The sequence below is a fragment of the Thalassospira sp. MCCC 1A03138 genome, assembly GCF_002115785.1.
Lineage (GTDB): Bacteria > Pseudomonadota > Alphaproteobacteria > Rhodospirillales > Thalassospiraceae > Thalassospira.
In genome coordinates this window covers 1-15,754 of the sequence record NZ_JFJY01000016.1, presented here as the reverse complement: position 1 = coordinate 15,754, position 15,754 = coordinate 1, and the positions used below count along the sequence as shown (strand labels likewise).

Here is a 15,754-nt window from a genome sequence, read left to right as displayed (position 1 = left end):
CAATCCGTGAAGGCGGTCGTACCGTCGGCGCCGGTGTTGTTGCGAAAATCATCGAATAATTTTTGAAGATTTGCACCATTGGGTGCTTGATCTTTGATGTGCGGGCGGATATAAGCCGCCCGCACACCCTGCCGCCCGGGCAGGACTGTGTCGGAAAGACCTGAAGAAATTCAACTTTCTGATTACCTTGTAGGAGTGTAGCTCAGTTGGTAGAGCATCGGTCTCCAAAACCGAGGGCCGTGGGTTCGAGTCCCTCCGCTCCTGCCATTTACCCGGGTCTTGGAATTGAATTTTTGAAAGCGGTGTAACCCCGACAATGGCTAAAACGTCGCCGGCACAATTCGTACAGCAGGTTCGCACCGAAGCTAAAAAGGTTTCGTGGCCGACCCGCAAGGAAACGACCGTTTCGACCATCATGGTTTTCGTCATGGTGGCTTTGGCGTCTGTTTTCTTTTTTGTTGTCGATCAGCTTCTCGCCTGGGGCGTTCAGTTGATCTTTGGTGTCGGGGGTTAAGTCATGGCGCATCGCTGGTACGTTTTGCACGTCCATTCGGGTTTCGAGAAAAAAGTCGCCCAGTCGATCCGCGAGCAGTCCATCAAGAAAGGTCTTGAGGGCGAAATCAAAGAGGTCCTGGTTCCGACGGAAGAAACTGTCGAGGTTCGTCGCGGTGCGAAGGTCAATGCCGAGCGGAAGTTTTTCCCCGGCTACGTGCTGCTGAATATGGACCTGACGGATGAGAGCTGGCATCTGGTGAAGAACACTGCCAAGGTCACCGATTTCCTTGGCAGCCGTGGCAAGCCGATGCCGATTTCCGAAAAGGAAGCCCAGCACATCCTGCATCAGGTGCAGGAAGGCGTGGAGCGTCCGAAGTCGACCATCTCGTTCGAGGTTGGCGAGGAAGTCCGTGTTTCCGACGGTCCGTTTGCATCGTTTAACGGTGTCGTCGAAGGGGTTGATGAAGAACGTGCGCGCCTTAAGGTGTCGGTTTCGATCTTCGGTCGTTCAACCCCGGTCGAGCTGGAATATACCCAGGTCGAAAAGCTCTAACGAGCTTATCAAGTGAAGTTTCTGTTTGCGTGATGCGGACAGTTTTTAAAGCGCGGGAGGTCAGCCATGACCGTACCGCGCGCTTCTGTAATGAGGTACTCTAATGGCGAAGAAAATCGACGGCTATATCAAGCTGCAGATTCCCGCCGGCAAAGCCAACCCGTCGCCGCCTGTCGGCCCGGCTCTTGGTCAGCGCGGCGTGAACATCATGGAATTCTGCAAGGCGTTCAACGCAGCGACCCAGCAGATGGAACCAGGGATGCCGATTCCGGTCGTCATCACCGTTTATTCCGACCGTTCCTTCAGCTTTGTCACCAAAACCCCGCCGGCATCCTACTTCCTGAAAAAGGCAGCAGGCATTCCGAAAGGTTCCGGTACGACCGGTAAAGGTTACATCGGAAAAGTGACCAAAGCACAGGTCAAGGAAATCGCGGAAGCCAAAATGGCTGACCTCAACGCATTTGACGTTGAAGGCGCGATGTCGATGATCGAAGGTTCTGCCCGTGCTATGGGCCTCGAGGTTGTGGAGTAAGACGATGGCCAAGACTGGTAAGCGCCTTGCCCAGGCTTATGAGGGCATCGACCGTAACACCCAGTACGAACTGACCGCAGCGGTCAAGCTCGTCAAGGATGGTGCAAAAGCGAAATTCGACGAAACCGTTGAAATCGCAATGAACCTTGGTGTTGATCCGCGTCACGCAGACCAGATGGTCCGTGGTGTTGTTTCGCTTCCGCATGGTACCGGTAAAACCATGCGCGTCGCCGTCTTCGCAAAAGACGCCAAAGCAGAAGAAGCCCAGAAAGCTGGTGCGGACGCTGTTGGTGCCGAAGACCTGATGGAAGCAATGCAGAAAGGCGATCTGAACTATGATCGCGTTATTGCAACCCCGGACATGATGGCTGTTGTCGGTCGTCTCGGTAAGGTTCTTGGCCCGCGTGGCCTGATGCCGAACCCGAAACTCGGCACCGTGACCATGGATGTTGCCCAGGCTGTTTCCGATGCCAAAGCTGGCCAGGTTCAGTTCCGCGCTGAGAAGAATGGTATTGTCCATGCCGGTATCGGCAAGGCGTCCTTCAGCGAAGAACAGCTTGTTGAAAATGCCAAGGCATTCGTTTCTGCGATCGTCAAAGCAAAACCGACAGGCGCAAAAGGTGTATACCTTCAGCGCGCCGCCATCAGCTCGACCATGGGCGCTGGCGTGAAACTGTCGATTGCAGACATCGCATCGAAGTAATTCAAGAATTCTGACCGGTCGCATGCGGCCGGTCAGGACCGGAGAGGGTTGCAAGATCCTCTCTACCTGTCTGTCCCAGACTGCAGGTGAACGGTATCTGCCGTTCTTAATCTCCTGCATAGGCAGAGGTTCCGGTTTTTAGTTTTCCCTGGTTAACGGGGCATCACAAAAGGCTTGGACATCTGGCAAACGGACGGGCGTCACAGACCGGTTCGAAAGGACTGGTCACGTCTGTGAACCCCCCATGGGGTTCAGGGCAATAAGCAATGTCGGAGACTTAAAGTGAACCGCGATGATAAAACACAGTTCGTAGCAGAAATGCGCGAAGTGTTCGAAGGTGCGGAAGGCGTTATCGTTACCCAGTACAAAGGGTTGACGGTTGCGGAAATCACCGCTCTTCGTGCGCAGATGCGTGATGCTGGTGCGGGCTTCAAGGTCACCAAAAACCGGCTTACGCGACTTGCTCTGGAAGGCACCAAATTTGCCGGTCTTGCAGACCACTTCACCGGCCCGACCGCGATCGCCTATTCGGCTGATCCTGCGTCGGTCGCGAAAGTGGCCTCAACGTTCGCAAAAGCCAATGACAAGCTCGTTCTTGTTGCTGGCGCCATCGGTGAACAGATTCTGGACGAACAGGGCGTTAAAGCTCTGGCAGAACTGCCGTCGCTGGACGAACTGCGCGCGAAACTGGTGGGTATGATCCAGACCCCGGCACAGCGTATCGCTACGCTGACCTCCAAGCCGGCGGCCCAGATTGCCCAGGTGCTGAAGGCATACGCCGAAAAAGGCGAAGCCGCGTAACCCAATTTACCAACTTATCCAAGTTCAAGCCTAGGAGTTTATACAAATGGCCGATCTTAAGGCACTCGTTGAAGAGCTTTCGAAGCTCACCGTTCTTGAAGCTGCAGAACTTTCCAAACTTCTCGAAGAAGAGTGGGGCGTTTCCGCCGCTGCTCCGGTTGCTGTTGCTGCTGCTGGTGGCGCTGCTGCCGGTGCTGCTGCTGCAGAAGAAAAAACCGAATTCGACGTTATCCTGGCTTCTGCTGGTGACAAGAAAATCAACGTCATCAAAGAAGTTCGCGCAATCACCGGTCTTGGCCTGAAAGAAGCCAAAGACCTGGTCGAAGGCGCACCGAAAGCTGTTAAAGAAGGCGCGTCGAAAGACGAAGCCGAGTCGATCAAGAAGCAGCTTGAAGAAGCTGGCGCAACCGTCGAACTCAAGTAATCGACGGCTTCTTGCCAAGGTTTGGGTCGGCGGCCTTCGGGTCGCCGACCTATCCGTCTCTACGGTGCGGGCAATGGGTGTCCGTTCTGTCGGGACGCGAAAAGGAAATTTACGGTTGACGCTGCCAAAGGTAATCGTACATAACGTAAGGCCGTTTAGGTCAGAGGTTATCTTTGACGGCGTCGACAGCCGAGGGATCAGTGATCTCATTCATGTTGGATGTCACATAACATCCACGGTCATAATCAAGTGAACGCCCGCCCCGTACGGGGCTCGGGCGTCGTTGTGCTGTATGCTTTCTGCATAATGGCACGGGGACGAACGAGTTACGACGGTGTGGGGAGGCGCGATTAAAGGAACGATGATGGATAAGTCCTTTACCGGTCGAAAGCGCATCCGCAAGAGCTTTGGACGGATCAGCGAAGTCGCTCCGCTCCCGAACCTGATTGAGGTTCAAAAGAATTCTTACGACAAGTTTTTGCAGACTGGTACCCCGCGGGAGCAGCGGGACGATGCCGGCCTCCAGGAAGTGTTCAAGAGCGTCTTTCCGATTAAAGATTTCTCAGAGCGCGCAACCCTCGAATTTGTGTCGTATGAGCTGGAGCAGCCCAAATACGATACCGAGGAGTGCCGTCAGCGTGGCATGACCTTTGCCGCGCCGCTGCGCGTGACACTGCGTCTGGTTGTCTGGGATATTGACGAAGATACCGGTGCACGTTCGATCCGCGATATCAAGGAACAGGACGTGTATATGGGCGACATGCCGCTCATGACCGAACACGGTACCTTTATCGTGAACGGCACCGAGCGTGTTATCGTCTCGCAGATGCACCGCTCGCCGGGCGTCTTCTTCGACCACGACAAGGGCAAGAGCCACAGCTCGGGCAAGTACCTGTTTGCTGCGCGCGTGATCCCGTATCGCGGGTCGTGGCTCGATTTCGAATTCGACGCGAAAGACGTCCTGTATGTCCGTATCGACCGTCGCCGCAAACTGCCGGCGACCACGCTGCTTATGGCTCTTGAGAACGAAGAGTCCCAGGCGCTGCGTGCCCAGCGTGCCGAAGAAGGCCGCTCGGTTGATCCGTCGGAAATCGAAGGCCTGACGCCTGAAGAAATCCTCAACTATTACTATGAGTCGGCAGAATACCGCCGCACCAAGGATGGTTGGGTAACCGATTTCAATGCAGATCGCTATATCGGTCAGAAGCTGGTCTTTGACCTGCTTGACGCCGACAGCGGTGAAGTTGTTGCCGCAGCTGGCAGCAAGATCACCAAGCGTTCGGCAGCCAAACTGGTCGAGCAGGGTGTCAAACACATCCTGGTGCCGGAAGAACAGCTTAACGGCTGGTTCATGGCAGAAGACCAGATTGACGGTGAAACCGGTGAAATTCTTGCCGAAGCCGGCCACGAACTGACCGAAGGTGTGTTCGAGCAGCTGAAAGAATGGGGTGTCGATACCATTCGTCTGCTGATGATCGATCACAACAATGTCGGTGCGTATCTGCGCAATACCGTTGCCCTTGACAAGAACAGCAACCGCGAAGAAGCCCTTGTGGACATCTATCGCGTCATGCGCCCAGGCGAACCGCCCACCATCGAGGGTGCGGAAGCCATGTTCAAGGGCCTGTTCTTTGACTCGGAACGTTACGACCTTTCGGCTGTTGGCCGTGTGAAAATGAATGCGCGCCTCAATCTGGAATGCCCGGATACGGTTCGTGTTCTGCGTCGTGAAGACATTCTGGAAGTCGTCCGCGTTCTGATCGACCTGAAAGACGGTCGTGGCGAAATCGACGATATTGACCATCTTGGCAACCGTCGTCTGCGTTCGGTCGGCGAGCTGATGGAAAACCAGTTCCGTGTTGGCCTGCTGCGTATGGAACGTGCGATCCGCGAGCGTATGAGCTCGGTCGAGATCGACAACGTCATGCCGCATGACCTGATCAATGCGAAGCCGGTTGCGGCTGCTGTTCGTGAATTCTTCGGCTCTTCGCAGCTGTCGCAGTTCATGGACCAGACCAACCCGCTTTCGGAAATCACCCACAAGCGTCGTCTTTCGGCACTTGGACCGGGCGGTTTGACCCGTGAGCGTGCAGGTTTCGAAGTTCGTGACGTTCATCCGACCCACTATGGTCGTATCTGCCCGGTCGAAACGCCGGAAGGTCCGAACATTGGTCTGATCAACTCGCTGGCGACCTTTGCCCGCGTCAACCAGTACGGCTTCATCGAAAGCCCGTACCGCAAGGTTGTCGATGGCGTGGTTACCCCCGAAGTCATCTATCTTTCGGCCATCGAAGAAGGTCGCTATGTCATTGCACAGGCGAACGAACCGCTGACCAAGGAATTCGGCTTCGAGAACGAATTGATCAACACCCGTAAAGCCGGTGACCACTATATGGCCCGCTCCGAAGAGATCGACCTTATGGACGTCTCGCCGAAGCAGCTGGTATCGGTCGCATCCGCGCTCATTCCGTTCCTTGAGAACGATGACGCGAACCGCGCACTGATGGGGTCGAACATGCAGCGTCAGGCGGTTCCGCTGATCCGTTCTGAAGCGCCGTATGTCGGTACCGGTATGGAAGTTCCGGTGGCACGTGATTCGGGTGCAACCCTGATCGCACGCCGTGACGGTGTTGTTGAATCTGTTGACGCGACCCGTATGGTTATCCGCGCAACCGGTGACATTGCCGCATCGGAATCGGGTGTCGATATTTACACCCTGCTGAAATATCAGCGTTCCAACCAGGGTAGCTGCATCAACCAGCGTCCGCTGGTGAAGGTGGGCGATGTTGTCCAGAAGGGCGACATCATCTCGGATGGTCCGTGTACCGATATGGGTGAACTGGCTCTGGGCCGTAACGTGCTGGTCGCGTTTATGCCTTGGAACGGTTACAACTTTGAGGATTCCATCCTTCTGTCCGAACGTATCGCACGTGATGACGTTTATACCTCGATCCATATCGAGGAATTCGAAGTCATGGCCCGCGATACCAAGCTGGGTCAGGAAGAGATCACCCGTGACATTCCGAACGTCGGTGAAGAAGCGCTCAAAAACCTCGACGAGGCGGGCATTGTTTACATCGGCGCGGAAATCAAACCGGGCGATATCCTTGTCGGTAAAGTGACGCCGAAGGGCGAAAGCCCGATGACGCCGGAAGAAAAACTTCTGCGCGCCATCTTCGGTGAAAAAGCATCCGACGTCCGTGATACGTCGCTGCGTGTCCCGCCGGGACAGTTCGGCACCGTTGTTGAAGTCCGCGTGTTCTCGCGTCGTGGCGTTGACAAGGACGAACGTGCCCTGGCAATCGAACGTTCCGAAATCGAACGTCTTGCAAAAGACCGTGATGACGAACGTGCGATCCTGGAACGCAACTTCTATGGTCGTCTGAAAAACCTGCTGCTTGGCCAGACCCTGGTCGATGGACCGAAAGGTCTGAATGGCGAGATCACCGAAGACGCCCTTGCGGGTGTTGCACGTGGTCTGTGGCGTCAGATTGCCGTTGCTGATGACAGTGTCATGTCCGACATCGAAGCCCTGAAGAAACAGTTCGAGGAATCGATTGCTGTTCTGCAGGCTCGTTTCGACGACAAGGTCGACAAGCTTCAGGCTGGTGACGAACTGCCGCCGGGCGTGATGAAGATGGTTAAAGTCTTTGTCGCGGTTAAGCGTAAGATGCAGCCGGGCGATAAAATGGCCGGCCGTCACGGGAACAAGGGTGTCGTATCGCGCATCATGCCGATGGAAGACATGCCGCATCTCGAAGACGGTACGCCTGTCGATATCGTTCTGAACCCGCTTGGTGTTCCGTCGCGTATGAACGTCGGCCAGATCCTTGAAACCCACCTTGGCTGGGCGTCACGTGGTCTGGGTGAACAGATCGGCGAGCTTGTCGATGCTGTTGCCGATGGTCGTGCCGAGATGGACAGCCTGCGTGGCAAGCTCAATGAAGTGTACGAGGACGAGCAATACGTCACCGGCATTAAAGAGCTGAGCGATGGCGATGTTATCGAGCTTGGTAACAACCTGCGTCGTGGTGTGCCGATGGCAACCCCGGTCTTTGACGGTGCACGTGAGCCTGATGTGGTTCGCATGCTCGAAAAAGCAGGCCTTGATGGTTCTGGCCAGGTCGACCTTTATGATGGTCGTACCGGTGAGAAATTCCATCGCAAGGTGACCGTGGGCTACATCTACATGCTCAAGCTGCATCACCTGGTCGACGACAAGATCCATGCCCGTTCGATTGGTCCGTACTCGCTTGTTACCCAGCAGCCGCTGGGTGGTAAGGCACAGTTCGGTGGCCAGCGTTTCGGGGAGATGGAAGTGTGGGCACTCGAAGCTTACGGTGCTGCCTACACCCTCCAGGAAATGCTTACTGTTAAGTCGGACGATGTTTCAGGCCGTACCAAGGTCTATGAGGCGATCGTTCGTGGCGAAGACACCTTCGAGGCAGGTATTCCGGAATCCTTTAACGTTCTCGTTAAAGAACTTCGGTCGCTGGGTCTCAATGTCGAGCTCGAGCAAGACGACCTTTAATAGCTTGGCGGGCGGGTACCATTCGGGTATCCCGTCCGCCATCAAGCATCTTTCGGCCTGAAATTGGCGAAACCCGGCGAGACCGGGCATAGCGGGAGAGCCTTTATGAACGAGTTGATGAAGATCTTCGGGCAGCCGCAGGGCACCCAGAGCTTCGATCAGATCCGGATTCAGATCGCCAGCCCGGAGCGTATCCGCTCCTGGTCGTTCGGCGAGATCAAGAAACCGGAGACCATCAACTACCGGACCTTCAAACCGGAACGCGACGGCCTGTTCTGTGCGCGCATTTTTGGTCCGGTGAAGGATTACGAATGCTTGTGCGGCAAGTACAAGCGTATGAAATATCGCGGCATTATCTGTGAGAAATGCGGCGTCGAAGTGACTCTGGCCAAAGTTCGTCGTGAACGTATGGGCCATATCGAACTGGCGGCACCTGTTGCCCATATCTGGTTCATGAAGTCGCTGCCGAGCCGTCTGGGTCTGCTGCTGGACATGACGCTCAAGGATCTTGAGCGCATTCTGTATTTCGAAAACTATGTGGTCATCGAGCCGGGTCTGACCCCGCTCAAGATGGGTGAGCTTCTTTCAGAAGATCAGTACATGACCGCACAGGAAGAGTATGGCGAAGACAGCTTCCGTGCCGGTATCGGCGCCGAAGCCATCCGCGACATGCTTGCAGCGATCGATCTTGATGACGAACGCGAAACCGCGAAAATCGACCTCAAGGAAACCAATTCCGAAGCCAAGCGCAAGAAGCTGGTCAAACGCCTGAAGCTGATTGAAGCTTTCCAGGAGTCCGGTGCGCGTCCGGAATGGATGATCCTTGAAGTGATTCCGGTCATTCCGCCAGAACTGCGTCCGCTGGTTCCGCTGGATGGTGGCCGTTTCGCAACGTCCGACCTGAACGACCTTTACCGTCGTGTAATCAACCGTAACAACCGTCTGAAGCGCCTGATCGAGCTTCGTGCGCCCGATATCATCGTGCGTAACGAAAAACGTATGCTTCAGGAATCGGTTGATGCGCTGTTTGACAACGGCCGTCGCGGTCGTCCGATCACCGGTGCCAACAAGCGTCCGCTCAAATCGATGTCGGACATGCTGAAAGGCAAGCAGGGCCGTTTCCGTCAGAACCTTCTGGGTAAACGCGTCGACTATTCCGGTCGTTCGGTTATTACCGTGGGTCCGAACCTGAAACTGCATCAGTGCGGCCTGCCGAAGAAAATGGCGCTCGAACTGTTCAAGCCGTTCGTCTATGCGAAGCTTGAGCTGTACGGGATGGCAACCACTATCAAGGCTGCAAAGCGCATGGTGGAAAAAGAGCGTGCCGAAGTCTGGGATATCCTTGAACAGGTTATCCGTGAACATCCGGTCATGCTTAACCGTGCTCCGACCCTTCACCGTCTTGGTATCCAGGCTTTCGAGCCTACCCTGATCGAAGGTAAGGCAATCCAGCTGCATCCGCTCGTCTGTACGGCTTTCAACGCCGACTTCGACGGTGACCAGATGGCCGTTCACGTGCCGCTGTCGCTTGAAGCGCAGCTTGAAGCACGTACCCTGATGATGTCGACCAACAACATCCTTTCGCCGGCTTCGGGTAAACCGATCATCGTGCCGTCGCAGGATATTGTCCTTGGTCTTTACTACATCTCGATGGAACGCGACGGTCAGCCGGGCGAGGGCATGTCCTTTGTCAATATCGCTGAAATCGAACAGGCACTTGATGCCGGTGTTGTGACCCTGCATTCGAAAATCAATGCACGTTACAAAACCGTCGATGAGAACAACGAGCCGATCACCATCCGTGTTCAGACCACGGCTGGCCGCATGTTGCTGTCCGAACTGCTGCCGCGTCATCCGCGCATTCCGTTCGCGACCATCAACAAGCTGCTGACCAAGAAAGACGTGTCGAACGTTATTGACGTCGTCTATCGTCACTGTGGCCAGAAAGAGACCGTTATCTTTGCTGACCGCATGATGGGTCTTGGCTTCAACTGGGCATGCAAAGCCGGTATTTCGTTTGGCAAGGATGACATGATCATTCCGGAAGCCAAGGAAACCCTGGTTGGTGCGACCCATGACAAGGTCAAGGAATACGAACAGCAGTATCAGGACGGTCTGATCACTCGCGGTGAGAAATACAACAAGGTCGTCGACGCCTGGTCGCAGTGCACCGATGACGTTTCCGAAGCGATGATGAAAGTCATCTCGGCAACGGCAGAAGGTGACAATGTGAACTCGGTTTACATGATGGCACACTCCGGTGCCCGTGGTTCTGCTGCCCAGATGCGTCAGCTGGCTGCCATGCGCGGCCTGATGGCAAAGCCGGACGGCTCGATCATCGAGACGCCGATTATCTCGAACTTCAAAGAAGGCCTGACCGTGCAGGAGTACTTCAACTCCACCCACGGTGCCCGTAAAGGTCTGGCAGATACCGCATTGAAAACGGCGAACTCGGGTTATCTGACCCGTCGTCTCGTCGACGTCGCACAGGACAGCATCATCACCCAGCATGATTGCGGTACCGAACGCGGCCTCGACATTGCTGCGGTTGTCGACTCCGGCGAAGTTATCGAGACGCTGTCGGATCGTATCCTCGGTCGTTTCACCGCTGACGAGATTGTCAATCCGTCAACCGGCGAAGTCATCGTTCCGAAGAACGAAATGGTTGTCGAAGATCACCTTGATCTGATCGAAAAAGCAGGCGTCGAAATGGCGCGTATCCGCTCGGTCCTGACCTGTGATGCCGAAACCGGCGTTTGCGGCCATTGCTATGGTCGAGACCTGGCACGTGGTACCACGGTGAATATCGGTGAAGCTGTCGGTGTTATCGCCGCACAGTCGATCGGTGAGCCGGGCACGCAGCTTACGATGCGTACGTTCCACATTGGTGGTGCGGCACAGCGTGGTGCGGAAGTTTCGGGTGTCGAAGCCAACTTCGATGCGACTGTCAAACTGAAGAACCGTGCAGTTGTTACGAATTCGAGCGGTGTCATGATTGTCATGGCACGTAACCTCGAAATCCTGCTGATCGACAAGACCGGCCGTGAACGTGCGAAATACCGCGTCCCGTACGGTGCGAAACTGCTTGCTGATGACGGTGACCAGATCACGCGCGGCCAGAAACTGGCCGAATGGGATCCGTACACCCTGCCGATCATCACCGAGAAAGAAGGTTATGTGAACTATGTCGACCTTCTCGAGAACGTAACCATTCGCGAAGTCTATGACGAAGCGACCGGTATCGCCTCGAAAACGGTTATCGACTGGAAGAGCATGCCGAAGGCATCCGACCTTAAGCCGCGCGTTACGCTTCGTAACGAAAACGGCGAGGTCATCAATCTGGATAACGGCCTTGAAGCCCGTTACTTCCTGTCGGTTGATGCCATTCTCTCGGTTGAGAACGGTCAGAAAGTCAACGCCGGTGACGTGCTTGCACGTATTCCGCGCGAAGGGTCGAAAACCCGTGACATCACCGGTGGTCTGCCGCGTGTGGCTGAATTGTTCGAGGCACGCAAGCCGAAGGACCACGCCATCATCGCCGACATCGCCGGTCGTGTTGAGTTCGGTAAGGACTACAAGAACAAGCGCCGTGTCATCGTGCACCCGCTTGAAGATTCTGGTCTGACCGAACCGGTTGAATACATGATCCCGAAAGGCAAGCATCTTGCCGTTCAGGAAGGGGACTTCGTAGAGAAGGGCGACCAGTTGCTTGATGGTTCGCCGGTTCCGCACGATATCCTTCGCGTCATGGGCGTTCCGGCACTGGCCGATTACCTGGTCAACGAGATCCAGGAAGTCTACCGTTTGCAGGGCGTTAAGATTAACGACAAGCACATCGAAGTCATCGTTCGTCAGATGCTTCAGAAAGTGGAAGTGACCAAAACCGGTGACACCACGCTTCTGGTTGGCGAAATCATCGACCGTGTCGATTTCGATGCCGAAAACGAACGTGCCGTTAAAGAAGGCGGCGAACTGGCCGAAGCTGCACCGGTCCTTCAGGGGATCACCAAAGCATCGCTCCAGACGCATTCCTTCATCTCGGCCGCGTCGTTCCAGGAAACCACACGCGTTCTTACCGAAGCAGCCGTATCGGGCAAAACCGATACCCTGATCGGTCTGAAAGAAAACGTGATTGTGGGTCGTCTGATCCCGGCAGGTACCGGTGCGGTGATGAACCGCTTCCGTGCACTTGCCGCCGAACGCGACAAGAACGTACAGATCGAGGCAGAAGAGGAAATCGGCGACAATTTCGGCCCGCAGGCCGGTGCCGAGTCTCCGTCCTTGCCAGCCGGCGAGTAATATCGCCGCGCAAGCTTGTTAAAGAATCAGAGGCGAACCGGGAATTTTCTATCGATGCACCGGTTCGCCTCGGCGTTTGAAGCGCCAACTCGAAGGCCCACAGGGTTTTGCTTGACGCGAAATGGGGCCGTCACTAGTATGCGCCCACCGAATCTCGGGGGGTGTAGCTGTGTCGGTGCCATATCGTTTGGCAGCGGGCGGTTTTGCCCCCCCGTCGCTTGAGTGCGACTCTAACGGCCGTCGAGGGCAGGGTGATCCTGTGTAATGGGCGGTCCGTATTTGCGTTTGCAGGTTTTGCAGAGGCATGCGGTCGTTCGTCGTGCGTCGATAGAGCAGCGCCCTTGTGGCGTCCGTTAAAGTACAAAGGGAAAGTTAATGCCCACTATCAACCAGTTGATCCGCAAATCGCGGACTCCGCGCACCCAGCGCGACATGGTTCCGGCACTGGAAGCCTGCCCGCAGAAACGCGGCGTATGCACCCGTGTCTACACCACGACCCCGAAGAAGCCGAACTCGGCACTTCGTAAGGTTGCTCGTGTCCGTTTGACCAACGGCTACGAAGTCACCAGCTATATTCCGGGTGAAGGTCACAACCTGCAGGAACACTCTGTCGTCATGATCCGTGGCGGCCGCGTAAAGGATTTGCCGGGTGTGCGTTACCACATCATTCGCGGTACCCTCGATACGCAGGGTGTCAAAGACCGTAAACAGCGTCGTTCGAAATACGGCGCGAAACGCCCGAAATAAGGAGCAGCTCAGATGTCACGTCGTCACGCTGCTGAAAAGCGCGAAGTTTTGCCTGACGCCAAATATGGCGATAAGGTTCTGACCAAATTCATGAACGGCCTTATGCTCGACGGTAAGAAATCCGCCGCAGAAAAGATCGTTTATGGTGCACTGGAAGTTATGGAAGGCAAGGGTGCCGATCCGGTTGCCCAGTTCCATGAAGCCATGGACAACGTCAAGCCGAACGTCGAAGTGCGTTCGCGCCGTGTTGGTGGTGCTACTTACCAGGTTCCGGTTGAAGTTCGTTCCGAGCGCCGTCAGGCACTGGCCATTCGCTGGCTGGTTGACGCTGCTCGCAAGCGTTCCGAAACGACCATGGTCGGTCGTCTCGCCGGTGAACTGATGGACGCAGCCAACAACCGTGGCTCGGCCGTCAAGAAGCGCGAAGACACCCATCGTATGGCCGAAGCCAACAAGGCTTTCGCTCATTACCGCTGGTAATTCAGACCTCAAGATCAAGAGTCGATTATGGTACAACGTACTCCGATCTCTCGGTATCGCAACATCGGCATCATGGCTCACATCGATGCTGGTAAAACGACGACCACCGAGCGAATTCTATTCTACACCGGCAAGTCCTACAAAATCGGCGAAGTCCACGACGGCGCCGCAACCATGGACTGGATGGAACAGGAACAGGAACGCGGCATCACGATTACGTCTGCTGCGACGACCTGCTTCTGGAAAGATAACCGCATCAACATCATCGATACCCCGGGCCACGTTGACTTCACGATTGAAGTTGAACGTTCGCTTCGTGTTCTCGATGGTGCATGCGCTGTTTTCGATGCCGTTTCCGGTGTTGAACCGCAGACCGAAACCGTATGGCGCCAGGCTGACAAGTACAACGTTCCGCGTATGTGCTTTGTCAACAAAATGGACCGTACCGGTGCGGACTTCTTCCGCTGCGTCAAGATGATCAAAGACCGTCTCGGTGCCAACGCGGCTGTCATGCAGCTGCCGATTGGTTCCGAAATGGAATTCGAAGGCGTTGTCGACCTTGTTGCCAACAAGGAAATCGTCTGGAAAGACGAAAGCCTTGGCGCCGAGTTCGAATATCGCGACATCCGCGATTCGCTCAAGGACCAGGCTGAAGAGTACCGTGAAGCTCTGATCGAACAGGCTGTCGAGTGTGACGAAGCTGCCATGGAAGCTTACCTCGAAGGCGAAATGCCGTCCGAGGAAGTTCTCAAGAAGTGCATCCGTAAAGGTACGCTGAAAGGCGAACTGGTTCCGGTCCTTCTGGGCACCGCGTTCAAGAACAAAGGCGTTCAGCCGCTTCTTGATGCCGTCATCGATTACATGCCGGCTCCGGACGACATCGATGACGTGCGCGGCATCAAGCCGGGCACCGAAGACGAGCCGGACTCACGTCCGCTGAACGACGAAGCACCGTTCTCCGGTCTTGCATTCAAGATCATGAGCGATCCGTTCGTTGGCTCCCTGACCTTCGTTCGTATTTATTCCGGTATGCTTGAAGCCGGTTCTTACGTTCTGAACTCTGTCAAAGAGAAAAAAGAACGTATCGGCCGTATGCTGCTTATGCATTCAAACAACCGCGAAGAAATCAAATACGCTTGCTCGGGTGACATCGTTGCTCTGGTCGGTCTGAAGGATACCACCACTGGTGATACCCTTTGCGACACCGCCAAGCCGATCATCCTTGAGCGTATGGAATTCCCGGATCCGGTTATCGAGATCGCTGTAGAGCCGAAATCGAAAGCCGACCAGGAGAAAATGGGTCTCGCCCTTGCACGTCTTGCACAGGAAGATCCGTCGTTCCGCGTCAAAACCGACCACGAATCCGGCCAGACCATCATTTCCGGTATGGGCGAGCTTCACCTCGACATCATCGTCGACCGCATGAAGCGTGAATTCAAAGTCGAAGCAAACGTCGGCGCGCCGCAGGTTGCTTATCGTGAGACGATTTCCCAGGAAGTCGACATCGATTACACCCACAAGAAACAGTCGGGTGGTTCGGGTCAGTTCGCACGCATCAAGTTGACCTTCACCCCGGGTGAACCGGGCAGCGGGTTCTCCTTCAAGGACACCGTCGTTGGCGGTAACGTTCCGAAGGAATACATTCCGGGTGTTGCCAAAGGTCTTGAAACCTCGCTTAACAGCGGTGTGATCGCCGGGTTCCCGGTCACCGACTTCTCGGTCACCCTGACCGACGGTGCATACCACGACGTTGACTCGAGCGTGATGGCCTTCGAAATCGCAGCTCGTGCCGCATTCCGTGAAGGTCTTGCGAAAGCTCGTCCGAAGCTTCTCGAGCCGATCATGAGTGTCGAAGTTGTGACGCCGGAAGAATACATGGGCGACATCATTGGTGACCTTAACAGTCGCCGTGGTCAGGTCCGTGACATGGATTCCCGTGGTATTGCACGCGTTGTTAGCGCGTTTGTCCCGCTGGCGAACATGTTCGGTTACGTCAATACGCTGCGTTCCATGTCCCAGGGCCGTGCCCAGTTCGTGATGCAGTTCGATCATTACGCCGACGTCCCGCAGGCAGTTGCGGACGAAGTCAAGGCCAAGTCGGCCGGCTAAGGCGAAGCCAGAATAAACGGAGTTAGAAATGGCTAAAGAAAAATTTGCCCGTACAAAACCGCACGTGAACGTTGGCACCA

General features: G+C 55.4%; 11 protein-coding genes and 1 tRNA gene. All 12 read left to right on the top strand.

Going from position 1 to position 15,754, the window contains the following annotated elements; translation table 11 throughout:
- Window positions 1-191 precede the first annotated feature (191 nt).
- The 12 genes from TH468_RS20910 (at window position 192) to fusA (ending at window position 15,674) form a co-directional block, all read left to right on the top strand.
- A tRNA-Trp gene (locus TH468_RS20910) sits at window positions 192-267 on the top strand.
- A 49-nt stretch (window positions 268-316) separates the two neighbouring features.
- On the top strand, window positions 317-514 hold the full coding sequence (secE, locus tag TH468_RS20905) for a preprotein translocase subunit SecE (RefSeq protein WP_062952273.1): 198 nt from the start codon (window positions 317-319) through the stop codon (window positions 512-514).
- Window positions 515-517: 3 nt separating this feature from the next.
- Complete coding sequence (gene nusG, locus TH468_RS20900) at window positions 518-1,048, top strand: transcription termination/antitermination protein NusG (protein ID WP_007092434.1); 531 nt, start codon at window positions 518-520, stop codon at window positions 1,046-1,048.
- A gap of 103 nt (window positions 1,049-1,151) precedes the next feature.
- On the top strand, window positions 1,152-1,580 hold the full coding sequence (rplK, locus tag TH468_RS20895; RefSeq protein ID WP_007092433.1) for a 50S ribosomal protein L11: 429 nt from the start codon (window positions 1,152-1,154) through the stop codon (window positions 1,578-1,580).
- Window positions 1,581-1,584: 4 nt separating this feature from the next.
- Entirely contained in the window at window positions 1,585-2,283 is a 699-nt protein-coding gene (gene rplA, locus TH468_RS20890) for a 50S ribosomal protein L1 (protein WP_007092432.1), read from the top strand.
- Between the two features lie 282 nt (window positions 2,284-2,565).
- Window positions 2,566-3,084: a 50S ribosomal protein L10 gene (gene rplJ, locus TH468_RS20885; RefSeq protein WP_037991699.1), complete on the top strand. Its 519-nt coding sequence runs from the start codon at window positions 2,566-2,568 to the stop codon at window positions 3,082-3,084.
- A 46-nt stretch (window positions 3,085-3,130) separates the two neighbouring features.
- Window positions 3,131-3,508 carry a 50S ribosomal protein L7/L12 gene (rplL, locus tag TH468_RS20880; protein WP_062952271.1) on the top strand — a complete coding sequence of 126 codons (378 nt, stop codon included), beginning with the start codon at window positions 3,131-3,133 and terminating at the stop codon, window positions 3,506-3,508.
- A 364-nt stretch (window positions 3,509-3,872) separates the two neighbouring features.
- Complete coding sequence (rpoB, locus tag TH468_RS20875; protein WP_085646366.1) at window positions 3,873-8,039, top strand: DNA-directed RNA polymerase subunit beta; 4,167 nt, start codon at window positions 3,873-3,875, stop codon at window positions 8,037-8,039.
- A gap of 105 nt (window positions 8,040-8,144) precedes the next feature.
- Window positions 8,145-12,338, top strand: coding sequence for a DNA-directed RNA polymerase subunit beta' (gene rpoC / locus TH468_RS20870; RefSeq protein ID WP_007092428.1), 4,194 nt, complete (start codon window positions 8,145-8,147; stop codon window positions 12,336-12,338).
- 375 nt (window positions 12,339-12,713) lie between these two features.
- The gene (rpsL, locus tag TH468_RS20865) at window positions 12,714-13,085 is read left to right on the top strand and encodes a 30S ribosomal protein S12 (RefSeq protein ID WP_007092427.1); all 372 of its coding nucleotides are present in this window, start codon (window positions 12,714-12,716) and stop codon (window positions 13,083-13,085) included.
- 12 nt (window positions 13,086-13,097) lie between these two features.
- Window positions 13,098-13,565 (top strand): 30S ribosomal protein S7, encoded by a 468-nt coding sequence (gene rpsG / locus TH468_RS20860; RefSeq protein ID WP_007092426.1) that lies wholly within the window; start codon window positions 13,098-13,100, stop codon window positions 13,563-13,565.
- A 27-nt stretch (window positions 13,566-13,592) separates the two neighbouring features.
- Window positions 13,593-15,674 (top strand): elongation factor G, encoded by a 2,082-nt coding sequence (fusA, locus tag TH468_RS20855; protein WP_085646365.1) that lies wholly within the window; start codon window positions 13,593-13,595, stop codon window positions 15,672-15,674.
- Window positions 15,675-15,754 lie beyond the last annotated feature (80 nt).

What these genes read in the sequence shown, in the direction of transcription:
- secE (WP_062952273.1), top strand. Translation starts at nt 317, where the DNA reads ATGGCTAAAACGTCGCCGGCACAATTCGTACAGCAGGTTCGCACCGAA.
- nusG (WP_007092434.1), top strand. Translation starts at nt 518, where the DNA reads ATGGCGCATCGCTGGTACGTTTTGCACGTCCATTCGGGTTTCGAGAAA.
- rplK (WP_007092433.1), top strand. Translation starts at nt 1,152, where the DNA reads ATGGCGAAGAAAATCGACGGCTATATCAAGCTGCAGATTCCCGCCGGC.
- rplA (WP_007092432.1), top strand. Translation starts at nt 1,585, where the DNA reads ATGGCCAAGACTGGTAAGCGCCTTGCCCAGGCTTATGAGGGCATCGAC.
- rplL (WP_062952271.1), top strand. Translation starts at nt 3,131, where the DNA reads ATGGCCGATCTTAAGGCACTCGTTGAAGAGCTTTCGAAGCTCACCGTT.
- rpoB (WP_085646366.1), top strand. Translation starts at nt 3,873, where the DNA reads ATGGATAAGTCCTTTACCGGTCGAAAGCGCATCCGCAAGAGCTTTGGA.
- rpoC (WP_007092428.1), top strand. Translation starts at nt 8,145, where the DNA reads ATGAACGAGTTGATGAAGATCTTCGGGCAGCCGCAGGGCACCCAGAGC.
- rpsL (WP_007092427.1), top strand. Translation starts at nt 12,714, where the DNA reads ATGCCCACTATCAACCAGTTGATCCGCAAATCGCGGACTCCGCGCACC.
- rpsG (WP_007092426.1), top strand. Translation starts at nt 13,098, where the DNA reads ATGTCACGTCGTCACGCTGCTGAAAAGCGCGAAGTTTTGCCTGACGCC.
- fusA (WP_085646365.1), top strand. Translation starts at nt 13,593, where the DNA reads ATGGTACAACGTACTCCGATCTCTCGGTATCGCAACATCGGCATCATG.